This is a genomic window from Burkholderia metallica (genome assembly GCF_001718555.1).
Classification (GTDB): Bacteria; Pseudomonadota; Gammaproteobacteria; order Burkholderiales; family Burkholderiaceae; genus Burkholderia; species Burkholderia metallica.
In genome coordinates this window covers 119,160-137,207 of record NZ_CP013402.1, presented here as the reverse complement: position 1 = coordinate 137,207, position 18,048 = coordinate 119,160, and the positions used below count along the sequence as shown (strand labels likewise).

Annotated in this window: 12 protein-coding genes, 2 tRNA genes and 3 rRNA genes; 4 read left to right on the top strand and 13 right to left on the bottom strand. The window is 62.5% G+C overall.

Annotated elements, in window-relative coordinates:
* Window positions 1-262: 262 nt before the first annotated feature.
* The 3 genes from WJ16_RS16585 to WJ16_RS34845 all read right to left on the bottom strand — a co-directional run bounded on the left by WJ16_RS16585 (window position 263) and on the right by WJ16_RS34845 (window position 3,649).
* On the bottom strand, window positions 263-1,654 hold the full coding sequence (locus tag WJ16_RS16585) for an aspartate aminotransferase family protein (RefSeq protein WP_069258183.1): 1,392 nt from the start codon (window positions 1,652-1,654) through the stop codon (window positions 263-265).
* A 106-nt stretch (window positions 1,655-1,760) separates the two neighbouring features.
* On the bottom strand, window positions 1,761-3,266 hold the full coding sequence (locus WJ16_RS16580) for an aldehyde dehydrogenase (RefSeq protein ID WP_069258182.1): 1,506 nt from the start codon (window positions 3,264-3,266) through the stop codon (window positions 1,761-1,763).
* Complete coding sequence (locus WJ16_RS34845) at window positions 3,263-3,649, bottom strand: hypothetical protein (protein WP_157126786.1); 387 nt, start codon at window positions 3,647-3,649, stop codon at window positions 3,263-3,265. The genes WJ16_RS16580 and WJ16_RS34845 overlap by 4 nt, the downstream gene beginning before the upstream one ends.
* A 10-nt stretch (window positions 3,650-3,659) precedes the next feature.
* Between WJ16_RS34845 and WJ16_RS16575 the strand changes: the two genes are divergently transcribed.
* The 3 genes from WJ16_RS16575 to WJ16_RS16565 all read left to right on the top strand — a co-directional run bounded on the left by WJ16_RS16575 (window position 3,660) and on the right by WJ16_RS16565 (window position 5,317).
* Entirely contained in the window at window positions 3,660-4,259 is a 600-nt protein-coding gene (locus WJ16_RS16575; RefSeq protein WP_069258752.1) for a hypothetical protein, read from the top strand.
* Window positions 4,260-4,346: 87 nt separating this feature from the next.
* Window positions 4,347-4,718 carry a nuclear transport factor 2 family protein gene (locus WJ16_RS16570; RefSeq protein WP_069258181.1) on the top strand — a complete coding sequence of 124 codons (372 nt, stop codon included), beginning with the start codon at window positions 4,347-4,349 and terminating at the stop codon, window positions 4,716-4,718.
* 119 nt (window positions 4,719-4,837) lie between these two features.
* Window positions 4,838-5,317, top strand: coding sequence for a GNAT family N-acetyltransferase (locus WJ16_RS16565; protein ID WP_069258751.1), 480 nt, complete (start codon window positions 4,838-4,840; stop codon window positions 5,315-5,317).
* On the opposite strand, the gene WJ16_RS35430 is transcribed toward WJ16_RS16565, so the two are convergent.
* The 6 genes from WJ16_RS35430 to WJ16_RS16540 form a co-directional block, all read right to left on the bottom strand.
* The gene (locus tag WJ16_RS35430) at window positions 5,307-5,516 is read right to left on the bottom strand and encodes a hypothetical protein (RefSeq protein WP_208607008.1); all 210 of its coding nucleotides are present in this window, start codon (window positions 5,514-5,516) and stop codon (window positions 5,307-5,309) included. The two genes, WJ16_RS16565 and WJ16_RS35430, sit on opposite strands and share 11 nt — an antisense overlap.
* Before the next feature lie 62 nt (window positions 5,517-5,578).
* A 5S ribosomal RNA gene (gene rrf, locus WJ16_RS16560) occupies window positions 5,579-5,691 on the bottom strand.
* A gap of 132 nt (window positions 5,692-5,823) precedes the next feature.
* Window positions 5,824-8,705, bottom strand: a 23S ribosomal RNA gene (locus WJ16_RS16555).
* Between the two features lie 299 nt (window positions 8,706-9,004).
* Window positions 9,005-9,080, bottom strand: a tRNA-Ala gene (locus WJ16_RS16550).
* Between the two features lie 36 nt (window positions 9,081-9,116).
* Window positions 9,117-9,193: transfer RNA gene (locus WJ16_RS16545), tRNA-Ile, on the bottom strand.
* Between the two features lie 63 nt (window positions 9,194-9,256).
* A 16S ribosomal RNA gene (locus WJ16_RS16540) occupies window positions 9,257-10,789 on the bottom strand.
* The 16S, 23S and 5S rRNA genes sit together here with 2 tRNA genes alongside, the layout of an rRNA operon.
* A 547-nt stretch (window positions 10,790-11,336) precedes the next feature.
* Between WJ16_RS16540 and WJ16_RS16535 the strand changes: the two genes are divergently transcribed.
* Window positions 11,337-11,807 carry a type 2 periplasmic-binding domain-containing protein gene (locus WJ16_RS16535; RefSeq protein ID WP_069258180.1) on the top strand — a complete coding sequence of 157 codons (471 nt, stop codon included), beginning with the start codon at window positions 11,337-11,339 and terminating at the stop codon, window positions 11,805-11,807.
* Between the two features lie 164 nt (window positions 11,808-11,971).
* Here WJ16_RS16535 and WJ16_RS16530 read toward each other — a convergent pair whose 3' ends face one another.
* The 4 genes from WJ16_RS16530 to WJ16_RS16515 form a co-directional block, all read right to left on the bottom strand.
* Entirely contained in the window at window positions 11,972-12,661 is a 690-nt protein-coding gene (locus WJ16_RS16530; RefSeq protein ID WP_069258179.1) for a DUF429 domain-containing protein, read from the bottom strand.
* A gap of 9 nt (window positions 12,662-12,670) precedes the next feature.
* Window positions 12,671-13,195, bottom strand: coding sequence for an HD domain-containing protein (locus WJ16_RS16525; protein ID WP_021161966.1), 525 nt, complete (start codon window positions 13,193-13,195; stop codon window positions 12,671-12,673).
* A 121-nt stretch (window positions 13,196-13,316) separates the two neighbouring features.
* A complete protein-coding gene (locus WJ16_RS16520) occupies window positions 13,317-16,787 on the bottom strand; it encodes an ATP-binding protein (protein ID WP_069258178.1) in 3,471 nt (1,156 codons plus the stop codon).
* Between the two features lie 3 nt (window positions 16,788-16,790).
* On the bottom strand, window positions 16,791-18,041 hold the full coding sequence (locus WJ16_RS16515; protein ID WP_069258177.1) for a metallophosphoesterase family protein: 1,251 nt from the start codon (window positions 18,039-18,041) through the stop codon (window positions 16,791-16,793).
* Window positions 18,042-18,048: the final 7 nt, after the last annotated feature.

The following is an 18,048-nucleotide window of genomic DNA, read 5'->3' as shown; positions in this document are numbered from 1 at the left end:
GTTGAAGGATGAAGCGGAATGCGTGGCCCACGCGGATCGCGTATCGTGTACCAAACCGGTTACAACATTCGTATTCCTCATTAACCAACGGACGTCATCACGTCGATTCACCGGACTGCCATGCTGTACGCCCGATCTTCAACCGTTCGGATAGCCGCTCCGGCGGCTACACACGGGCGACCCGACGCTGAAGCCGACTCCGTGCTTCGATGCGCTCCCGCCCGTCTGACCATAGCCGGTCGGAAGCGCGTTGCTCAACTCGTCAGCAGTCGATTCCGAGCACTTCGCGCGCGGTGGCATCCACGGCCTTGCGCATCGTGTCGACCAGTTCGTCGATCTGCGCGTGATCGATCACCAGCGGCGGCGCAACGATCAGGCGGCCGTTCGTCGAACGCACGATCGCCCCGAGCTCGAACCCGACCGTCCGGCTGTGCCAGGTCAGGTCGGCCTCGTTCGCAAAACGCTCGCGCGTCGCCTTGTTCTTCGCGAACTGGATCGCGCCGACCGCGCCCACGCCCTGGATCTCGCCGACGAGCGGATGGCCGTCGAACGCGTCGCGCAGCGCCTTCTGCAAATACGGGCCCGTATCGGTCTTCGTCCGCTCGACGAGCCCCTCTCGTTCGAGCACGTCGAGGTTGGCCAGCGCGACGGCGGCCGCGACCGGGTGCCCCGAATAGGTCAGTCCGTGCGCGTAGACACCGCCCTTGTCGACGAGTGCATCGCCGACGCGCCGGCTCATGATCAGCCCGCCCATCGGCACATAGCCCGAAGTCAGCCCCTTGGCCATGCAGATCAGGTCCGGTTCGAAGCCGAAGTGGCGGTGTGCGAACCACTCGCCGGTACGGCCGAACCCGCCGATCACTTCGTCCGCGCAGAGCAGCACGTCGTACTGACGACAGATACGCTCGATCTCCTGCCAGTAGCCGTCCGGCGGAAAGATCATCCCGCCCGCCCCCTGGAACGGTTCCGCGACGAACGCGGCGACGCGCTCCGCGCCGATCTCGAGAATCTTGCGCTCGAGCGACAACGCCGCCTGCTTGCCGAATGCCTCGGGGCTCAGGTCGCCGCCGTTCGCGTACCAGTACGGTTCGTCCACGTGCGTGACGTTCGGAATCGGCAGATCGCCCATTTCGTGCATGAACGCCATGCCGCCCAGCGACGCGCTGCCCACCGTCGATCCGTGATAGCCGTTCACGCGGCCGATCAGCACCTTCTTCTGCGGCTTGCCCATCACGTCCCAGAACCGCCGCACGGTGCGAATCAGCACCTCGTTCGATTCGGATCCCGAATTGGTATACACCACGTGACTGAAGCGATTGCCCAGCAGCGCGAACAGGCGCTCCGACAGTTCGATCACCGACGGGTGCGTCGTATGAAAGAACATGTTGTAGTAGGACAGTTCCTTCATCTGGCGCGCGGCGGCGTCGATGAGCTCCGGCCGGCCGTAGCCGACGTTGGTGCACCACAGCCCGGACATGCCGTCCAGATAGCGGTTGCCGTCGTTGTCCCATAGATGGACACCTTCGCCGCGCACCATCACGCGCGCGCCTTCCTCATTCAGCGCCTTCTGGTCGACGAACGCATGCAGGTGATGCGCGGCGTCGCTGCGTTGATAGTCCTGCGTCGTGCGATGCGGAAAATTGGGCGCATTCATGGGCGAGTCTCCGGTTCGTTTTTGAGGTTTTACGGTTTTGAGGTTTAGCGGATAAAAAGCGTTGCCGTGCTGCGCGGCGCAGCCGCTTGCGGCATGCCGCGTCGAATCAATAGCTGATCCAGGTCGTCTTGAGGCCCGTGTACTTGTCGATCGCATGCAGCGAAAGATCGCGTCCGAAGCCCGACTGGCGGAATCCGCCGAACGGCGTCTGCGCGCTCAGCGCATCGACCGTATTGACGGAAACCGTGCCCGCGCGCAGCCGGCCCGACACACGATGCGCGCGCGACAGGTTGCCGGTCCACACCGACGCGGCAAGGCCGTAGATCGAGTCGTTCGCGAGCCGGACTGCGTCGTCCTCGGTTTCGAATGCCATCACCGACAGCACCGGCCCGAAGATCTCCTCGCGGGCGATGGCGTCGTCGTGCTTCACGTCGATGAAGATCGTCGGCTCGATGAAATAGCCCTTGCCGTCGACGCGCGGCGCGCCTCCGCCGATCGCGAGCGTGGCGCTGTCTCGACCGCGCGCGATCCATTCGCGCACGCGCCGATGCTGCTGCTCGTCGACGATGGCGCCCATCCCGCTCGACGGATCGAGCGGATCGCCCGGCATGAACGCGGCGGCATGTGCGATCAGCCGGTCGACGAACGCATCGTGAATCGAGCGCTGAACCAGCAGCCGCGAGTTGGCGGAACACACTTCGCCCTGGTTGAAGAAAATGCCGAAGCACGCCTTGCGTGCGGCCAGGTCGAGATCGTCCGTATCGTCGAAGACGAGATTCGGGCTCTTGCCGCCGCACTCGAGCCACACCTGCTTCATGTTCGACTGCGCGGCATACTCGAGGAATTTCTTGCCGACGCTCGTCGATCCCGTGAAGGCGAGCACGTCCACGTCGGGATGCAGCCCGAGTGCGCGCCCGGCGGTCTCGCCGTAACCCGGCACGACGTTCAGCACGCCCGGCGGCAGGCCCGCTTCGAGCGCCAGCTCGGCGACACGCAACGCGGACAGCGGCGCTTGTTCCGCCGGCTTCAGCACGACGCTGTTGCCGGCCGCGAGCGCCGGCGCCACCTTCCACGCAACCATGTCGAGCGGAAAATTCCACGGCACCACGGCGCCAACGACGCCTAGCGGTTCGCGCGTGACGACCGCGAGATTGCCGGGGTCGGTCGACGCGACTTCGCCATGCAGCTTGTCGACGGCTTCGCCGTACCAACTGAACAGGCCGCCCGCGGCCGGCACGTCGATGCTGAACGCATCCGCCACACGCTTGCCCATGTTGAGCGAGTCGAGCAGCGCGAGCTCCGCACCGTGCGATGCGATGAGTTCGCCGAGCCGGCAAAGCACACGCTTGCGTTCCGCCGGCGCACAGCGCGACCAGACGCCGGATTCGAATGCGCTACGCGCGGCGCGCACTGCATCGTCGACGTCCGGTGCATCGCACGACGCGACTTCCGCGATGACGGCCTCGGTGGCCGGATTGATCGCGGCGAACGTCCGCCCGCTTCGCGCCGGCACGCTACGGCCGCCGATATGCGCAAGCGTTCTCGGAACCACTTGTGTCGCGAGACGTCTCCAGTCCGCGTGCCGATGGTTTTCTGCTGAAGTTGGGTTCATTCAAGACTCCGTTTTGGCGACAGGCGTGTGTGCGTTGTTCTCCGCCTGAACTCGACCGACGCAAGACGCCGGCGGGCACGACCGATGCCGATGACCGCCGCGAATCGCCGCGTCGTGCGGTCGGCAAACTGTCGGTCATCAAAAAGAGATTTGAAAGAACAGTTTTTCTTGTCATTGAAGAGGTTATTTCTATTCATCCGGCAGTCGTGCAGTGGGTTTGCCTGCCACATCGCGCTCACGGTGCCGTTTGTTTGCGTGCGACTGCTTCGGCGTGCCGGTGCCGTGCAACGTGAAACCTGCGGCGACATGCGGTCGGCACGACGTTGCGCCCCGGCGCGTCCGGACACATACTGGTCGGCGTGGATGTGGGCGTGGGCGAACAAGGAGGCGTCGATGACGAATGTCGATCAGGGCGCCGCTTCGATCTTCGGCGCGATCGGAACGGCCGTGTCGTTGCTGGCTGCGATTCCGTACGCGCTCGCGATCTACCGGCGCACCGTTCGTCCGCATCTGTTCACCTGGCTCGTGTGGTCGCTCGTCACGGCGATCGCGGCCGCCGGCCAGTTCGTCGCGGGGGCTGGGCCGTCCGCGTGGTGCACGGCGGCGATTGCGGTGACATGCTTTCTGACGCTTGTGGCCAGCATCTTTCGCGGCGAACGCGGCTGGACGCGCGTCGACTGGTTTTTTCTGGTCGCCGCTCTATCGGCCATCCCGCTGTGGCTGCTGACCGACGATCCGACGATCTCGATCTGCATGGTGACGCTGATCGAGCTTGCCGGCCTCGGCCCGACCGTCCGCAAGACGATCCACGATCCATGGAGCGAGAGCCTCGCGTATTTCGCGCTGTGCGTGCTCAAGTACGCGCTCGCGTTGCTGGCATTGAGCACATGGAATGTCGCGGTCGCGTTCTATCCGGTCGTGAATGTCCTCGCGTCGATCGGCATCTGCGGGTTGATACTGGTCCGTCGGCAGTCGCTGTCGAACGCGCGATAGGCGCGCCCCATCGGCGCGGTACGTTGCTTGCTGCTATTGGTCGCCGGTATGAGCGGCGCCCCTTCAGAAACGATGCGAGGCCCTTGAATGGATGCAATTCGTACAACGATCGAGCCGTGCGAAGCCGCGCTGCGTGCCGCGATGCTGGCCAACGACGTCGACGCGCTCGATGCGTTGCTGGACGACGATCTGGTGTTCACCGTTCCGACCGGCCAGATCATCTCGAAGGAAGACGACCTGGCCGCGCATCGTGCGAAGCTTCTGCGTCTCGACAAACTCGATGTGCAGGAAATGCATGCATACGCGATCGACGAGATGATCCTGACCACGACGAAGGCGGTACTCGCCGGCCAATTCGACGGCACGGCGTTCGACGGCGTGTTTGCCTATACTCGGCTGTGGCGCCGATCGCCCGCCGGCTGGCGCGTCGTCGCCGGGCATGCATCGCAGATCGTGTAGCCGCGTGCGTGTGAGCGTGCGTTTGAACGGTATCACTCGATCTTCCGTCGAGCCGGCGAACAGTGAACGCAGGGTGAGTCGATGCGAGCGCGAGCGATGCGCCGGCGGAGATGCCCGCCATGACAGGAGACGAGATGCACGCGCCATTTACCATTCGCGCGGCCCGTACTGCGGATGCGGAAGCACTCACGCGACTGGCCCGCATTTCGAAGGTACATTGGGGCTATCCGAAGGACTGGCTCGACCTGTGGCAGCGCGATCTCACGATTGCGCCGGAGACGATCGACGGTTCGATCGGTTACGTCGCGGAATCCCGCGAGGCGATCATCGGGTTCTGGGTCAGGGCGTCATCGAAGTCGGATCGCCCGACGCCCGGATGGCTGTTCATCCATCCCGACCACATGGGTCGGGGTGTTGCCCGTGCACTTTGGGAAGAGGTTCGCAGGGAAAGCGCCGCGAGAGGGATAAGGAGCTTCGTGATCGAAGCGGACCCCAATGCGGTTCCGTTCTATCTGACGCTCGGGGCGGAAAAAATAGGCGAAAAGGAATCGAGCGTCGTTCCGGGCAGGTTCTTTCCGATCCTGCGGATCACGGTTTGAGCGTCGATCCGGCCCTGCGGATATAGCGCAGGTAGACCAGGGTATTGCGACGGGCGCGGAACAACTCCGGCGGCAGCCGCGCGTCAAGCGCGCTCGGGTTGCGGGTCAGCAACGCGACCACTGAAACGTCTTCCCCGGCTAACGGGCCAGATCCGCGTCGGTGGCAATGTCCTGGCGCATCTGCAGGATGCTGCTGCATGCATTTCCGCCGCCGAAATGCAAAAACCCCCGCCTTTCGGGCGGGGGTTTCTGGCTTAGGGAGCCTGACGATTACCTACTTTCACACGGGAATCCGCACTATCATCGGCGTAGAGTCGTTTCACGGTCCTGTTCGGGATGGGAAGGGGTGGGACCGACTCGCTATGGTCATCAGGCAAAGAGGGTTGTTGCGCTGGCTTGGCAGCACAACCAATCCGGGAAGAAGCAGTAATTTTGAGTTGTGTGTATCACACACGAGAATCCAACCAGTCCGACGCGCTGTTCTCAGCGCGAGACAGACTTGTTATAGGATCAAGCCTTACGGGCAATTAGTATCAGTTAGCTGAACGCATTACTGCGCTTACACACCTGACCTATCAACGTCCTGGTCTCGAACGACCCTTCAAGGGGATCTAGTCCCCAGGGATATCTCATCTTAAGGCGAGTTTCCCGCTTAGATGCTTTCAGCGGTTATCTCTTCCGAACATAGCTACCCGGCGATGCCACTGGCGTGACAACCGGTACACCAGAGGTTCGTCCACTCCGGTCCTCTCGTACTAGGAGCAGCCCCCTTCAAATATCCAACGCCCACGGCAGATAGGGACCAAACTGTCTCACGACGTTTTAAACCCAGCTCACGTACCTCTTTAAATGGCGAACAGCCATACCCTTGGGACCGGCTACAGCCCCAGGATGAGATGAGCCGACATCGAGGTGCCAAACACCGCCGTCGATATGAACTCTTGGGCGGTATCAGCCTGTTATCCCCAGAGTACCTTTTATCCGTTGAGCGATGGCCCTTCCATACAGAACCACCGGATCACTATGACCTGCTTTCGCACCTGCTCGACTTGTCGGTCTCGCAGTTAAGCACGCTTATGCCATTGCACTATCAGCACGATTTCCGACCGTACCTAGCGTACCTTCGTACTCCTCCGTTACGCTTTGGGAGGAGACCGCCCCAGTCAAACTGCCTACCATGCACTGTCCCCGACCCGGATCACGGGCCAAGGTTAGAACCTCAAACAAACCAGGGTGGTATTTCAAGGACGGCTCCACCGAAACTAGCGTTCCGGTTTCATAGCCTCCCACCTATCCTACACAGATCGGTTCAAAGTCCAATGCAAAGCTACAGTAAAGGTTCATGGGGTCTTTCCGTCTAGCCGCGGGTAGATTGCATCATCACAAACACTTCAACTTCGCTGAGTCTCGGGAGGAGACAGTGTGGCCATCGTTACGCCATTCGTGCAGGTCGGAACTTACCCGACAAGGAATTTCGCTACCTTAGGACCGTTATAGTTACGGCCGCCGTTTACCGGGACTTCAATCAAGAGCTTGCACCCCATCATTTAATCTTCCGGCACCGGGCAGGCGTCACACCCTATACGTCCACTTTCGTGTTTGCAGAGTGCTGTGTTTTTATTAAACAGTCGCAGCCACCAGTTTATTGCAACCCCTTCACCCTCCTGGCGCAGGCCAGTCAAGCTACAAGGGCGTACCTTATCCCGAAGTTACGGTACCAATTTGCCGAGTTCCTTCTCCCGAGTTCTCTCAAGCGCCTTAGAATACTCATCTCGCCCACCTGTGTCGGTTTGCGGTACGGTCATCGTTAGACTGAAGCTTAGAGGCTTTTCTTGGAACCACTTCCAATTGCTTCGCTCCCGAAGGAGCTCGCGCCACACCCTTGAATTGCGCACCCGGATTTGCCTAAGTGCCTTCTCCAATGCAGCGACCGGGACTTCCAACACCCGGACAACCTTCCGCGATCCGTCCCCCCATCGCATCTAACAATGGTGCAGGAATATTGACCTGCTTCCCATCAGCTACGCATTTCTGCCTCGCCTTAGGGGCCGACTCACCCTACGCCGATGAACGTTGCGTAGGAAACCTTGGGCTTACGGCGAGGGGGCCTTTCACCCCCTTTATCGCTACTCATGTCAGCATTCGCACTTCCGATACCTCCAGCACCCTTTACAAGGCACCTTCGCAGGCTTACGGAACGCTCTCCTACCATGCGTGCTAAGCACGCATCCGCAGCTTCGGTATATAGCTTAGCCCCGTTACATCTTCCGCGCAGGACGACTCGATCAGTGAGCTATTACGCTTTCTTTAAAGGGTGGCTGCTTCTAAGCCAACCTCCTGACTGTTTTAGCCTTCCCACTTCGTTTCCCACTTAGCTATATTTGGGGACCTTAGCTGGCGGTCTGGGTTGTTTCCCTCTTGACACCGGACGTTAGCACCCGATGTCTGTCTCCCGTGATTGCACTCTTCGGTATTCGGAGTTTGCTATGGCGGGGTAATCTGCAATAGACCCCCCAACCATGACAGTGCTCTACCCCCGAAGGTGAGACACGAGGCACTACCTAAATAGTTTTCGGAGAGAACCAGCTATTTCCAGGTTTGTTTAGCCTTTCACCCCTATCCACAGCTCATCCCCTAACTTTTCAACGTTAGTGGGTTCGGACCTCCAGTACGTGTTACCGCACCTTCATCCTGGCCATGGATAGATCACCTGGTTTCGGGTCTACGCCCAGCAACTGAACGCCCTATTCGGACTCGCTTTCGCTACGCCTGCCCTATACGGTTAAGCTTGCTACTGAACGTAAGTCGCTGACCCATTATACAAAAGGTACGCCGTCACCCCTTACGAGGCTCCGACTGTTTGTATGCATGCGGTTTCAGGATCTATTTCACTCCCCTCCCGGGGTTCTTTTCGCCTTTCCCTCACGGTACTGGTTCACTATCGGTCGATCACGAGTATTTAGCCTTGGAGGATGGTCCCCCCATCTTCAGACAGGATTTCACGTGTCCCGCCCTACTTGTCGCACACCTAGTTCTTTCATACTGTTTTCGCCTACAGGGCTATCACCTGCTATGGCCGCACTTTCCAGAGCGTTCGGCTAACAATACAAATAAAGAGTGCAAGGCTCATCCCATTTCGCTCGCCACTACTTTGGGAATCTCGGTTGATTTCTTTTCCTGCGGTTACTTAGATGTTTCAGTTCACCGCGTTCGCTTCGCATGGCCTATGTATTCAGCCATGGATACTCCAAAAGGAGTGGGTTTCCCCATTCGGACATCTACGGATCAAAGCTCGTTTGCCAGCTCCCCGTAGCTTTTCGCAGGCTACCGCGTCCTTCATCGCCTGTGATCGCCAAGGCATCCACCACATGCACTTGTTCGCTTGACCCTATAACGAGTCTGTCTCTCGACAGCCGCTACAGGTTGAGTTCTCGCGTTGTGCCGTATTCCAATTGAGCCGAACAATGAAGTTCGAATCATCTTGAGATACATCGATACAATCACAACCCGGATAGTTTCCACGTCCATCTCAAGACGCTTCCGCTATCCAAATTACTTACTTCTTCCAGATTGTTAAAGAACGACAGCCGATATCTGTTGATATCACTCTGACTGGCTCAATCGCCAATGACAAATGCTCGTCTCACACGTCACTTTCGTGTGATCCAAACGCTTCCCATTGAAGATTGGTGGAGGCAGACGGGATCGAACCGACGACCCCCTGCTTGCAAAGCAGGTGCTCTCCCAGCTGAGCTATGCCCCCATGTACAGAGAACTTCAGGGTACTACCGCCAGACAATGGTGGGTCTGGTTGGATTCGAACCAACGACCCCCGCCTTATCAAGACGGTGCTCTAACCGACTGAGCTACAGACCCCTGAGTCTGTCTTTAAATTTACAGCCGATAAGCGTGAGCGCTCAACTTTGCGAGAAGCTCTGGAAAGGAGGTGATCCAGCCGCACCTTCCGATACGGCTACCTTGTTACGACTTCACCCCAGTCATGAATCCTACCGTGGTGACCGTCCTCCTTGCGGTTAGACTAGCCACTTCTGGTAAAACCCACTCCCATGGTGTGACGGGCGGTGTGTACAAGACCCGGGAACGTATTCACCGCGGCATGCTGATCCGCGATTACTAGCGATTCCAGCTTCATGCACTCGAGTTGCAGAGTGCAATCCGGACTACGATCGGTTTTCTGGGATTAGCTCCCCCTCGCGGGTTGGCAACCCTCTGTTCCGACCATTGTATGACGTGTGAAGCCCTACCCATAAGGGCCATGAGGACTTGACGTCATCCCCACCTTCCTCCGGTTTGTCACCGGCAGTCTCCTTAGAGTGCTCTTGCGTAGCAACTAAGGACAAGGGTTGCGCTCGTTGCGGGACTTAACCCAACATCTCACGACACGAGCTGACGACAGCCATGCAGCACCTGTGCGCCGGTTCTCTTTCGAGCACTCCCGCCTCTCAGCAGGATTCCGACCATGTCAAGGGTAGGTAAGGTTTTTCGCGTTGCATCGAATTAATCCACATCATCCACCGCTTGTGCGGGTCCCCGTCAATTCCTTTGAGTTTTAATCTTGCGACCGTACTCCCCAGGCGGTCAACTTCACGCGTTAGCTACGTTACTAAGGAAATGAATCCCCAACAACTAGTTGACATCGTTTAGGGCGTGGACTACCAGGGTATCTAATCCTGTTTGCTCCCCACGCTTTCGTGCATGAGCGTCAGTATTGGCCCAGGGGGCTGCCTTCGCCATCGGTATTCCTCCACATCTCTACGCATTTCACTGCTACACGTGGAATTCTACCCCCCTCTGCCATACTCTAGCCTGCCAGTCACCAATGCAGTTCCCAGGTTGAGCCCGGGGATTTCACATCGGTCTTAGCAAACCGCCTGCGCACGCTTTACGCCCAGTAATTCCGATTAACGCTCGCACCCTACGTATTACCGCGGCTGCTGGCACGTAGTTAGCCGGTGCTTATTCTTCCGGTACCGTCATCCCCCGGCTGTATTAGAGCCAAGGATTTCTTTCCGGACAAAAGTGCTTTACAACCCGAAGGCCTTCTTCACACACGCGGCATTGCTGGATCAGGCTTTCGCCCATTGTCCAAAATTCCCCACTGCTGCCTCCCGTAGGAGTCTGGGCCGTGTCTCAGTCCCAGTGTGGCTGGTCGTCCTCTCAGACCAGCTACTGATCGTCGCCTTGGTAGGCCTTTACCCCACCAACTAGCTAATCAGCCATCGGCCAACCCTATAGCGCGAGGCCCGAAGGTCCCCCGCTTTCATCCGTAGATCGTATGCGGTATTAATCCGGCTTTCGCCGGGCTATCCCCCACTACAGGACATGTTCCGATGTATTACTCACCCGTTCGCCACTCGCCACCAGGTGCAAGCACCCGTGCTGCCGTTCGACTTGCATGTGTAAGGCATGCCGCCAGCGTTCAATCTGAGCCAGGATCAAACTCTTCAGTTTAAACCTGTTACTGTTTTCGGTTCGGTTAAGAACCGGTCGCTCACTCAAAGCTGACAGGTAAATGAATTACTTCATAAACCTGACTTACTTTAGTGTGAGACTCTTGATACTTTCGCTATCTGATCCGAAGATCAGCTCGCTTTCATCAAGCGCCCACACTTATCGGCTGTTAATTTTTAAAGAGCATTTCTGCGAGAAACCTGAAGTTTCTCAGCAGCGCTGCGTTTTCAGCAGCAGAGAAGCGAGATTATGAACCGTGTTTCGCAGCGCGTCAACAACTTTTTACATCAGACCGTTGCGGCTGCGGGGCTCAACTTCCAGGCCAGCCGTGCGCTCCAGACTCCAGCGCTCCGCCAACCCTGCTTCCCTCTTCCGCGCCGCGTTTCCGTTAGCGCGAAAGAGGCGTGATTCTAAACACCGGCCACCTTCCACGCAAGCCCTTTGTGAAAATAGTTTTCGCTGCGTCCTGTAGAGATGACGCAAGCCGCTCCCCTTCCATATAGAGAGCACCACGGAACGGACGAGGAACCGCGTGCCGTCGAGTATCATGCCGCGACCGAACCACGCTCTCATATCCACGATGGACAGCACCACTCAACCCGGCGACGCCGACCTTCGCGACGAATATGCAGCGCTGCGCGAGCGCGCCATCATCCTGGAAGAACAGGTTCCGCCGCTTCTGCAACGCATCTCGGATGTCTTGCCGCGAATCTGCGGCGAATCCGAACTGGCGGACGAGCACCGCGAGCGGCTCGTCGGCGCGCGCAACGCGGCGATGGTCTCGATCGAGAACTATCAGCAGGCGATTCCGTTCCTGCAGACGGCCGACTCGATCATCGAGCAACTGGACAAGACGCCCGAGCGCGACGAAGACATCGAGTGGCGTGAGTCGCTGCTGCAGCGGCTCGACGAACTGATCGACGTCGCAGTCGTGATGATCGACGACGCAGAAAACTACTTCGAACAGGCGCACGCCTGCGATCTGTCCAGCGTGCCGAAAGCCATCCTCGAGGATTGAGCACAGCCGCTCGGGACCGCGTCGCGCACCGGCGTCATGTTGCGTGCGGCAGCCGTCCCGACGCGTGCCGGCCGGTAGTCGCCGTCTGACACCTTCGCCGCCATACCGGCCGCCCTCCTCCCGCAAAAGCTCACCTTTTCGCGACGCCCGTCGCCGGGCCGACACTACGCCGGCGCATCGAGCACGATCGTCTCGCTGACGATCGGCACGCGGATGTATCCGCCCTCCGCATCGCCATACGCGTGCGCATTCCCGTCGACGACGTATTGCGCCGTCAGCGCGCACAGGGTCGCGTCCCGCGCATCGACGGACTTCAGCGTCGACACGTCGATCCCCAGTCGCTCCAGCAGCAGCCGACGCTGGTTGCGTTTCTGCTTCGCCGACGCCACGGCCTTGCCCAGCAGCGCGCAGGTGATCGCAAAAGGATAGGTTTCGAAACTTGCGCGTCCGCCCGCATAGTGCGCGCCGGTCAGCAGCGGATAGGCATCCGCGAGTGCGCGGTAGACGCGCTCTCCCATGAACATCCAGTCGAAGAAACCCGACGTGCTCGCGACCGCCTGCTCCCGCGACGGCGTCGGAAAGCATGAGATCCGTTCACGCGCGAGCGCCTGTTCGGCCGCCCTGCGCCCGCTCCCCGTCCACCACAGACTCGGCGCGTCGACACCGACGGCCACGACATCATGGGCGAGACACAGCGCGGGCACCGCCTCGGGCGCGATCCGCTCCTCGCGGCAGACGACCGTCGATCCGCGCAGGACCACGAGATCGCATTGCTTCTTTTCCCCGCCCACGTCGACGCCCGCCACGGCCGGCGATTGCCGCGCAGCGGACCGGAGGGAGCCAGCCGAGCGCATGCGGCAGCCTCAGTCCGCCGGCCGCGCGTCGTAGGCGGCGTCGAAGATCGCCTCGAGACCGGGATGCACGCCGCGCATCGGGTCGACGACCGACTTTGCCCAGTCGAAATACGCCTGCTTGCGCTCGAGCGGCCAGTCCGCGGGCGGATGCCGCGCGATGTCGCGCAGATTGCAGATCTTGTCGGCCAGCTTCACGAGCTTCGCGCGCCGGCTGATGGTCGCCGCATGCTCGACCTGCAGGCGCTTGCGCTCTTCCTTCGGCAACGACTTGTCGTCGGTGACTTCCATCACGATGTCCGCCACGTCCTTGCCGAACAACCGCAGCAACTCCTGCTCGGTCGTCTCGGTATCCTCGACCGTGTCGTGCAGCACGGCCGCGACGATCACGCGTTCGTCCTCGACGCCGGCCTCGTTGGCCAGCACGTCGGCGAGCGCGATCGGATGATTGATGTACGGCGACGCCTCTTCGTCCTTGCGCCGCTGATTGCGATGCTTGTCTGCCGCGAATGCGATGGCGGCTACCAGTTTTTTCATGTTCCCCCCTCGTGTGGCCTGACCCGCGACCGGCAGAACCGGCCGCGTGCATTTCCGAACCGCACATACTACCTGTTCGCGATGAACCTGCCCGTGCGTCGGCAGCCCCGCATGCGTCGAATCACACGCCGACCGTTGCGCGCGACAACTCGACGACGTTGACCCGCGCACCGAATACGTCCCGCACGAGCGGCAGCAGATGGTCGTGGTGCGTCAGGAACAGCACCTGGGTTCGCGTCGACAGATCGCGCAGCGCATCGAGGCCGGCCTTCGCGCGCGCATCGTCGAAGTTGATGAACAGGTCGTCCGCGACGAACGGCAGCGCGGTCCGGCTGCCGAGCTGCAGCTCCAGCGCCGCGATCCGCAGCGCGAGAAACAGCTGGTCACGCGTGCCTTCGCTCAACCCGGCGACCTCGACCGACGCGCCCTTCGTCCGCCGTGCGTACAGCGCGGGCGGCGTCCGTTCGGTATCGACGGTCAGCCGCGCGAATTCGCCCAGCGTGAGCCCGGCGAAGATCTCGCCCGCCCGTCGGAGCATCGGCCCCTGCTTCTGGTCGCGATAGCGATCCGTCGCCCACTTCAGCAACCGGCTCGCCGTGGCCGCCTCCAGGTACTGCTCGGCTGCCTCGCCCATCGCCGCCAGCGCTTCCTGCCGCTTCGACTCGGCCACGGCCGCATTCGCCTGGCCATCGATCGCGCGGAAAGCCTGCTCGGCCACGACCTGCTGCTGCGACAGCTCGTTCAGCCGCTTGCCGACATCGCCGAGCGACTGCTTCACCGCTTCAAGGTGCGCGGGGACGTCGGCGATGTCCTGTTCCGCGACCTCGGCCTCGACCGCTGAACGGGACAGGCCGTCGCCATCGCGCACCAGCGCCTCGTGCGCGGCATCGACCGCCTGCCGAAGCTGGCGCTGGCGATCCGAGCGTTCGGCCAACGGCAGCGCCGCATCGATCGACGCGACGCCGGCCAGTTGCAACAGCGGCTGGATGCGCGCGTCGGCGCCGGCCACCGCGGCGGCCGCGTCCGCGACCTTGCCGTCAGCCTGCCGCACGGCCTCGTCGGCCCGCTCGATCGCACGCGCGCTTTCCCTGGCCGCCGCGAGACGCATCGTCAGCCGGCGCGCGACGTCCGGCCAGTCGCCGCTCGACAGCCACTCCGGCGCGAGCGCCACGGCAAGCCGCCGGGCGCCCGCCTCGAGCGCGGCGAGCTCCGCTTGGATCGCGGCGATCCGGTTGCGCGGCGCATCGGCATCGGTCAGTTCCGCCGTCACCGCGTTGGCGAGCGCGAGCGCGCCTTCGGCCGCGGCCAGCGTCGCCGCGCTCGTGGACAGCTTCGCGTCGGCCAGCGCGGCGCGCCATTGCGCATGCCACGCGTCGTAGGCCGTCTGCGCGTGGCCGACGCGCGACTGCGCCGTCGCGCACCCGCGTTCGGCTTCCCGCGCGCGATCGTCGAGGCTGTCCTTCTGGGCGGCCGCTTTCTCGGCCGACTGCACGAACGTCTCGGCGACGGCGACGAGCGCGGCGAGCCCTTCCGACTCGCCGCCCCGCGATACCGTCAGCAGCGCCGCGCGCAGCGCCGTTTCCGCGCCGACCCGTGCAGCCCGCATCGTGTCGAACTCGCGGCGTTGACGCTCCAGCTCCGTCTGCGCGGCGAACACCGCGTCGCGTTTCGCCAGCCAGTCGCCCATCGCCGCCAGCGGCATGCCGGGCACCGCGGCCGTCGTCGCGAGCGCGGTCCATGCGTCGCGATGCGCGGCGAGTTCGCGCTCGCGCTCGTCCAGCGCGGCCTGCCTGCGCGTCACGCCGGCACGCGCGGATTCGACCTGCTGACGCAGCGACTGCAACGTCGCCGCCGCCTGCGTCGCGCCGAGCTGCGCATCGACGAGTTCGTCCGCGAGACGAATCGCGTCGTCGACCGCCGGTGCGCCCGTCGCGAGATCGACCGCGCCGCTGCGGATATCGCCCCACGCGCCGTCGCGCCGCGCACGCGCCGCCAGCACGTCGGCGGTCGTGACGACCTTGTGGTTCTCCGCGAAGTGCTTCTCCTGCAGTTCGAGCCGCTCGAGCTCTTCGAGTGCGCTGTCCCGCGCATCGCGGGCAGCCGCCGCCGCGCTCGCCCGCTCGCTGTCTTCCTTCAGCAGTGCGCCGAGCCGCGCCGCCGAAGGCACGTCGAGCGCGCGCAATGTATCGACCGGCATGCGCCACTGGCCAAGCGCATCGAGTGCGCCCGACAGCGTGCGCTCGGCCGCGGCGATTTCGTGTTCCAGCGCCTGCTCGCGCGGGCCGCTGTTGCGAAAGCCCTGCGCATCGGCCAGCGCCGCGCGCAGCGCTTCCGGCACCTCGACGGTCGACAGGCGCGCCTGTTGTTCCCGCACCTGTGCAAGCTCGCGCGTGCGTTCATCGAGCGATTCGCGCGCACCGGCAAGCGCCTGGTGCAGCGCCCCGTGTTCGCGCAACAGGTTCGCGACGGTCTTCAGCGACAGCGCCGTCGGCAGCGATGCGCGCAGCGACGCTTCGTCCGTCGGCCAGCCGAGCTGCGCGGCCGCGTCGAATGCGGCCGCCAGGTGCCGCTCGACGTCCGCACCGAGCAGCAGCAGATCCTGCGCATGGTTCATGCATGTGCCGCGCAGCCGGTCGAGCGCTTCGATGTCGGCTTCGAGTGCGAGCGTGTCGACGTCGGCGTCGATCGCATCGCGCGCCTGCCGTTTCGCGAGCAGATCGGCACGCCGTTCCTCAAGCACCTTCTGTTCGGCCGCGAGATCGCCCTGCGCCTTCAGCAAATCCGCGTATGCGGTGGGCGGCAACTCGACGACCGCGCCCAGTTCCGCCAGCGCCGCGTCCTTGACCGTCAACTCCTTCAGGTACGGCGCGAGCCGTCGCACGCGTTCGAGCTTCGAGCGCAGCGCTTCGAGCCGGCGTTGCTCGGCGCGCGCTTCGTCGATCTGCTGTTCGATCGCTTCGCGCGCGTCCTTGCGTTCGACCCAGTCGCGCGTGCGCACCTGGACCGTCTTCAGTTCGGCCACGGCTTCGTTGAACGACGTTTCGGCGAGCGCGAATGCGCTGCCGCTGCGGCGCGGCGCCCAGAGTTCGGCCGCACGCGCGTCGAGCTCCTCACGCACGCGCCCGAGACTGCCGACACCGGCGGCGGATTCGAACAACACCTGGCCGAGCTTGTCGGATGCGTCGAGAATGCTCCGGCCGCCGTCGACCAGACGCCCGTGATCGAGCCCGAACATCTGCTCGAAAAATTCGCGCGTGGCGCCGTCGAGGACGGCGGCCAGATAGTCGTCGGGCAGCTTGTCGTCGGCAAGCGTGCGCAGCGGCGTGCGCCCGCGCGCGCGGTGAAACGCGAGCTCGCCCGTGCCGCTCTCCAGGATGCCGCCGATCCGCAGCTCGGGCATGCTGTGCAGGAAATCGAGCGGCGTCTGCAGCTTCATCCCGAACAGCAGCTCCGACACGGCCGTGCGGATCGTCGACTTGCCGGCCTCGTTCGGCCCCACGATCACATGGAAATCCTCGGCGGCCGACGGGAAACGCAGCGTCTCGTCCGTGAACTTGCCGTACTTGATCAGATCGAGCTGGCTGATGCGCATGGCTTATTCCCCCCTCGCCAGCCGCGCGAGCAGCGCGGGCCCGACCTGTTCGACGAGCGCCGTGAACTCGCCCGCACGCGCCATCGTCAACAACGGCACCTCTTCCTTCACGTCGCTGCGGACCTTGCCGATGAACGGCTTCAGGTCGCGTTCGAGCAATTCGAGGAAATCCGGATCGCGCGCGGCGTCGGCGAGGATCTGCTTCAGGTCTTCCAGCGCTTCGAGCGGCTCGCTTTCTCCCGGCTGATGATCGGCCGCCGACGTCGCGAGCCGGACCTTTTCGAGCCACAGCCGCTCGTTGCCGATGATGCCGATCTGGTTCAGCACTTCCGCGCGCAACTGCGGCGCGCGGCCGAAAAAGAGGCCGTGCGCGGGCGTGCGCCCCGTGACCGTCACCCGCACCGCGCGCGGCACGTGAGCGTCGACGGTCAGCAGCGCTTCCAGCGACTGGCCGATCTTTCTCGACAGGTCGGCAACGTTCAGGCAATCCGACGCGTCGACCGACACCGCTTCCCAGCGCAGCACGTCGAGATACAGCCGCTCGACCTGCGTGCGCCCTTGCTCGACCGTCACGAGCACCGCGCCACGGCGGCCCGTCTCGCGGATGTGGCGCCCCTGAAGGTTGCCGGGAAACACCACGGTGGACGGCCCCGACCATTGCTGGAATTCGTGCACGTGGCCGAGCGCCCAGTAGTCGTAGCCTTTCGCGTGCAGTTCGGCCAGCGTGCACGGCGCGTAGTTCGCGTGAGCCGCGTAGCCTTCGAGCGCCGTGTGCAGCACGCCGATGTTGTAGTAGCCGGGCACCGGGTCCGGATAGCCGATCGCGAGATTGTCGACGACGGCCTTGTCCTTGAAGCTCTGCCCGTGCAGCGCGACGTCGAACTCCGGCAGCGTGTGGGTTTCGGGCTTGCGGTGACCGAACACTGTGACGTTGTCGGGGAGCGTCAGCTTCTTCGTCATCTCGCTTTCGGCATCGTGATTGCCGCCGAGGACGAACGCACGAATGCCGGCCTTGCGCAAGCGCCCCATCTGCTGGCCGAAGAAGATGCCCGTGTTGTGGTCCTTCCAGTCGCCGTCGTACAGGTCGCCGGCGATCACGAGGAACGCGACTTCCTCTTCGATCGCACGATCCACGAGCTGGCGCAGCGCCTCGCGCGACGCGTTGCGCAACTGCGCGGCCGGCGCATCGGGATACGCGCTCAAGCCGTGCAGCGGGCTGTCAAGGTGTATGTCTGCCGCGTGGATGAACTTCACGAAGATT

Excerpts from the sequence above, each read along its gene's own strand:
- WJ16_RS16585 (WP_069258183.1), bottom strand. The coding sequence starts at position 1,654 with ATGAATGCGCCCAATTTTCCGCATCGCACGACGCAGGACTATCAACGC.
- WJ16_RS16580 (WP_069258182.1), bottom strand. The coding sequence starts at position 3,266 with ATGAACCCAACTTCAGCAGAAAACCATCGGCACGCGGACTGGAGACGT.
- WJ16_RS16575 (WP_069258752.1), top strand. The coding sequence starts at position 3,660 with ATGACGAATGTCGATCAGGGCGCCGCTTCGATCTTCGGCGCGATCGGA.
- WJ16_RS16570 (WP_069258181.1), top strand. The coding sequence starts at position 4,347 with ATGGATGCAATTCGTACAACGATCGAGCCGTGCGAAGCCGCGCTGCGT.
- WJ16_RS16565 (WP_069258751.1), top strand. The coding sequence starts at position 4,838 with ATGACAGGAGACGAGATGCACGCGCCATTTACCATTCGCGCGGCCCGT.
- WJ16_RS35430 (WP_208607008.1), bottom strand. The coding sequence starts at position 5,516 with ATGCAGCAGCATCCTGCAGATGCGCCAGGACATTGCCACCGACGCGGA.
- WJ16_RS16535 (WP_069258180.1), top strand. The coding sequence starts at position 11,337 with ATGCCGCGACCGAACCACGCTCTCATATCCACGATGGACAGCACCACT.
- WJ16_RS16530 (WP_069258179.1), bottom strand. The coding sequence starts at position 12,661 with ATGCGCTCGGCTGGCTCCCTCCGGTCCGCTGCGCGGCAATCGCCGGCC.
- WJ16_RS16525 (WP_021161966.1), bottom strand. The coding sequence starts at position 13,195 with ATGAAAAAACTGGTAGCCGCCATCGCATTCGCGGCAGACAAGCATCGC.
- WJ16_RS16520 (WP_069258178.1), bottom strand. The coding sequence starts at position 16,787 with ATGCGCATCAGCCAGCTCGATCTGATCAAGTACGGCAAGTTCACGGAC.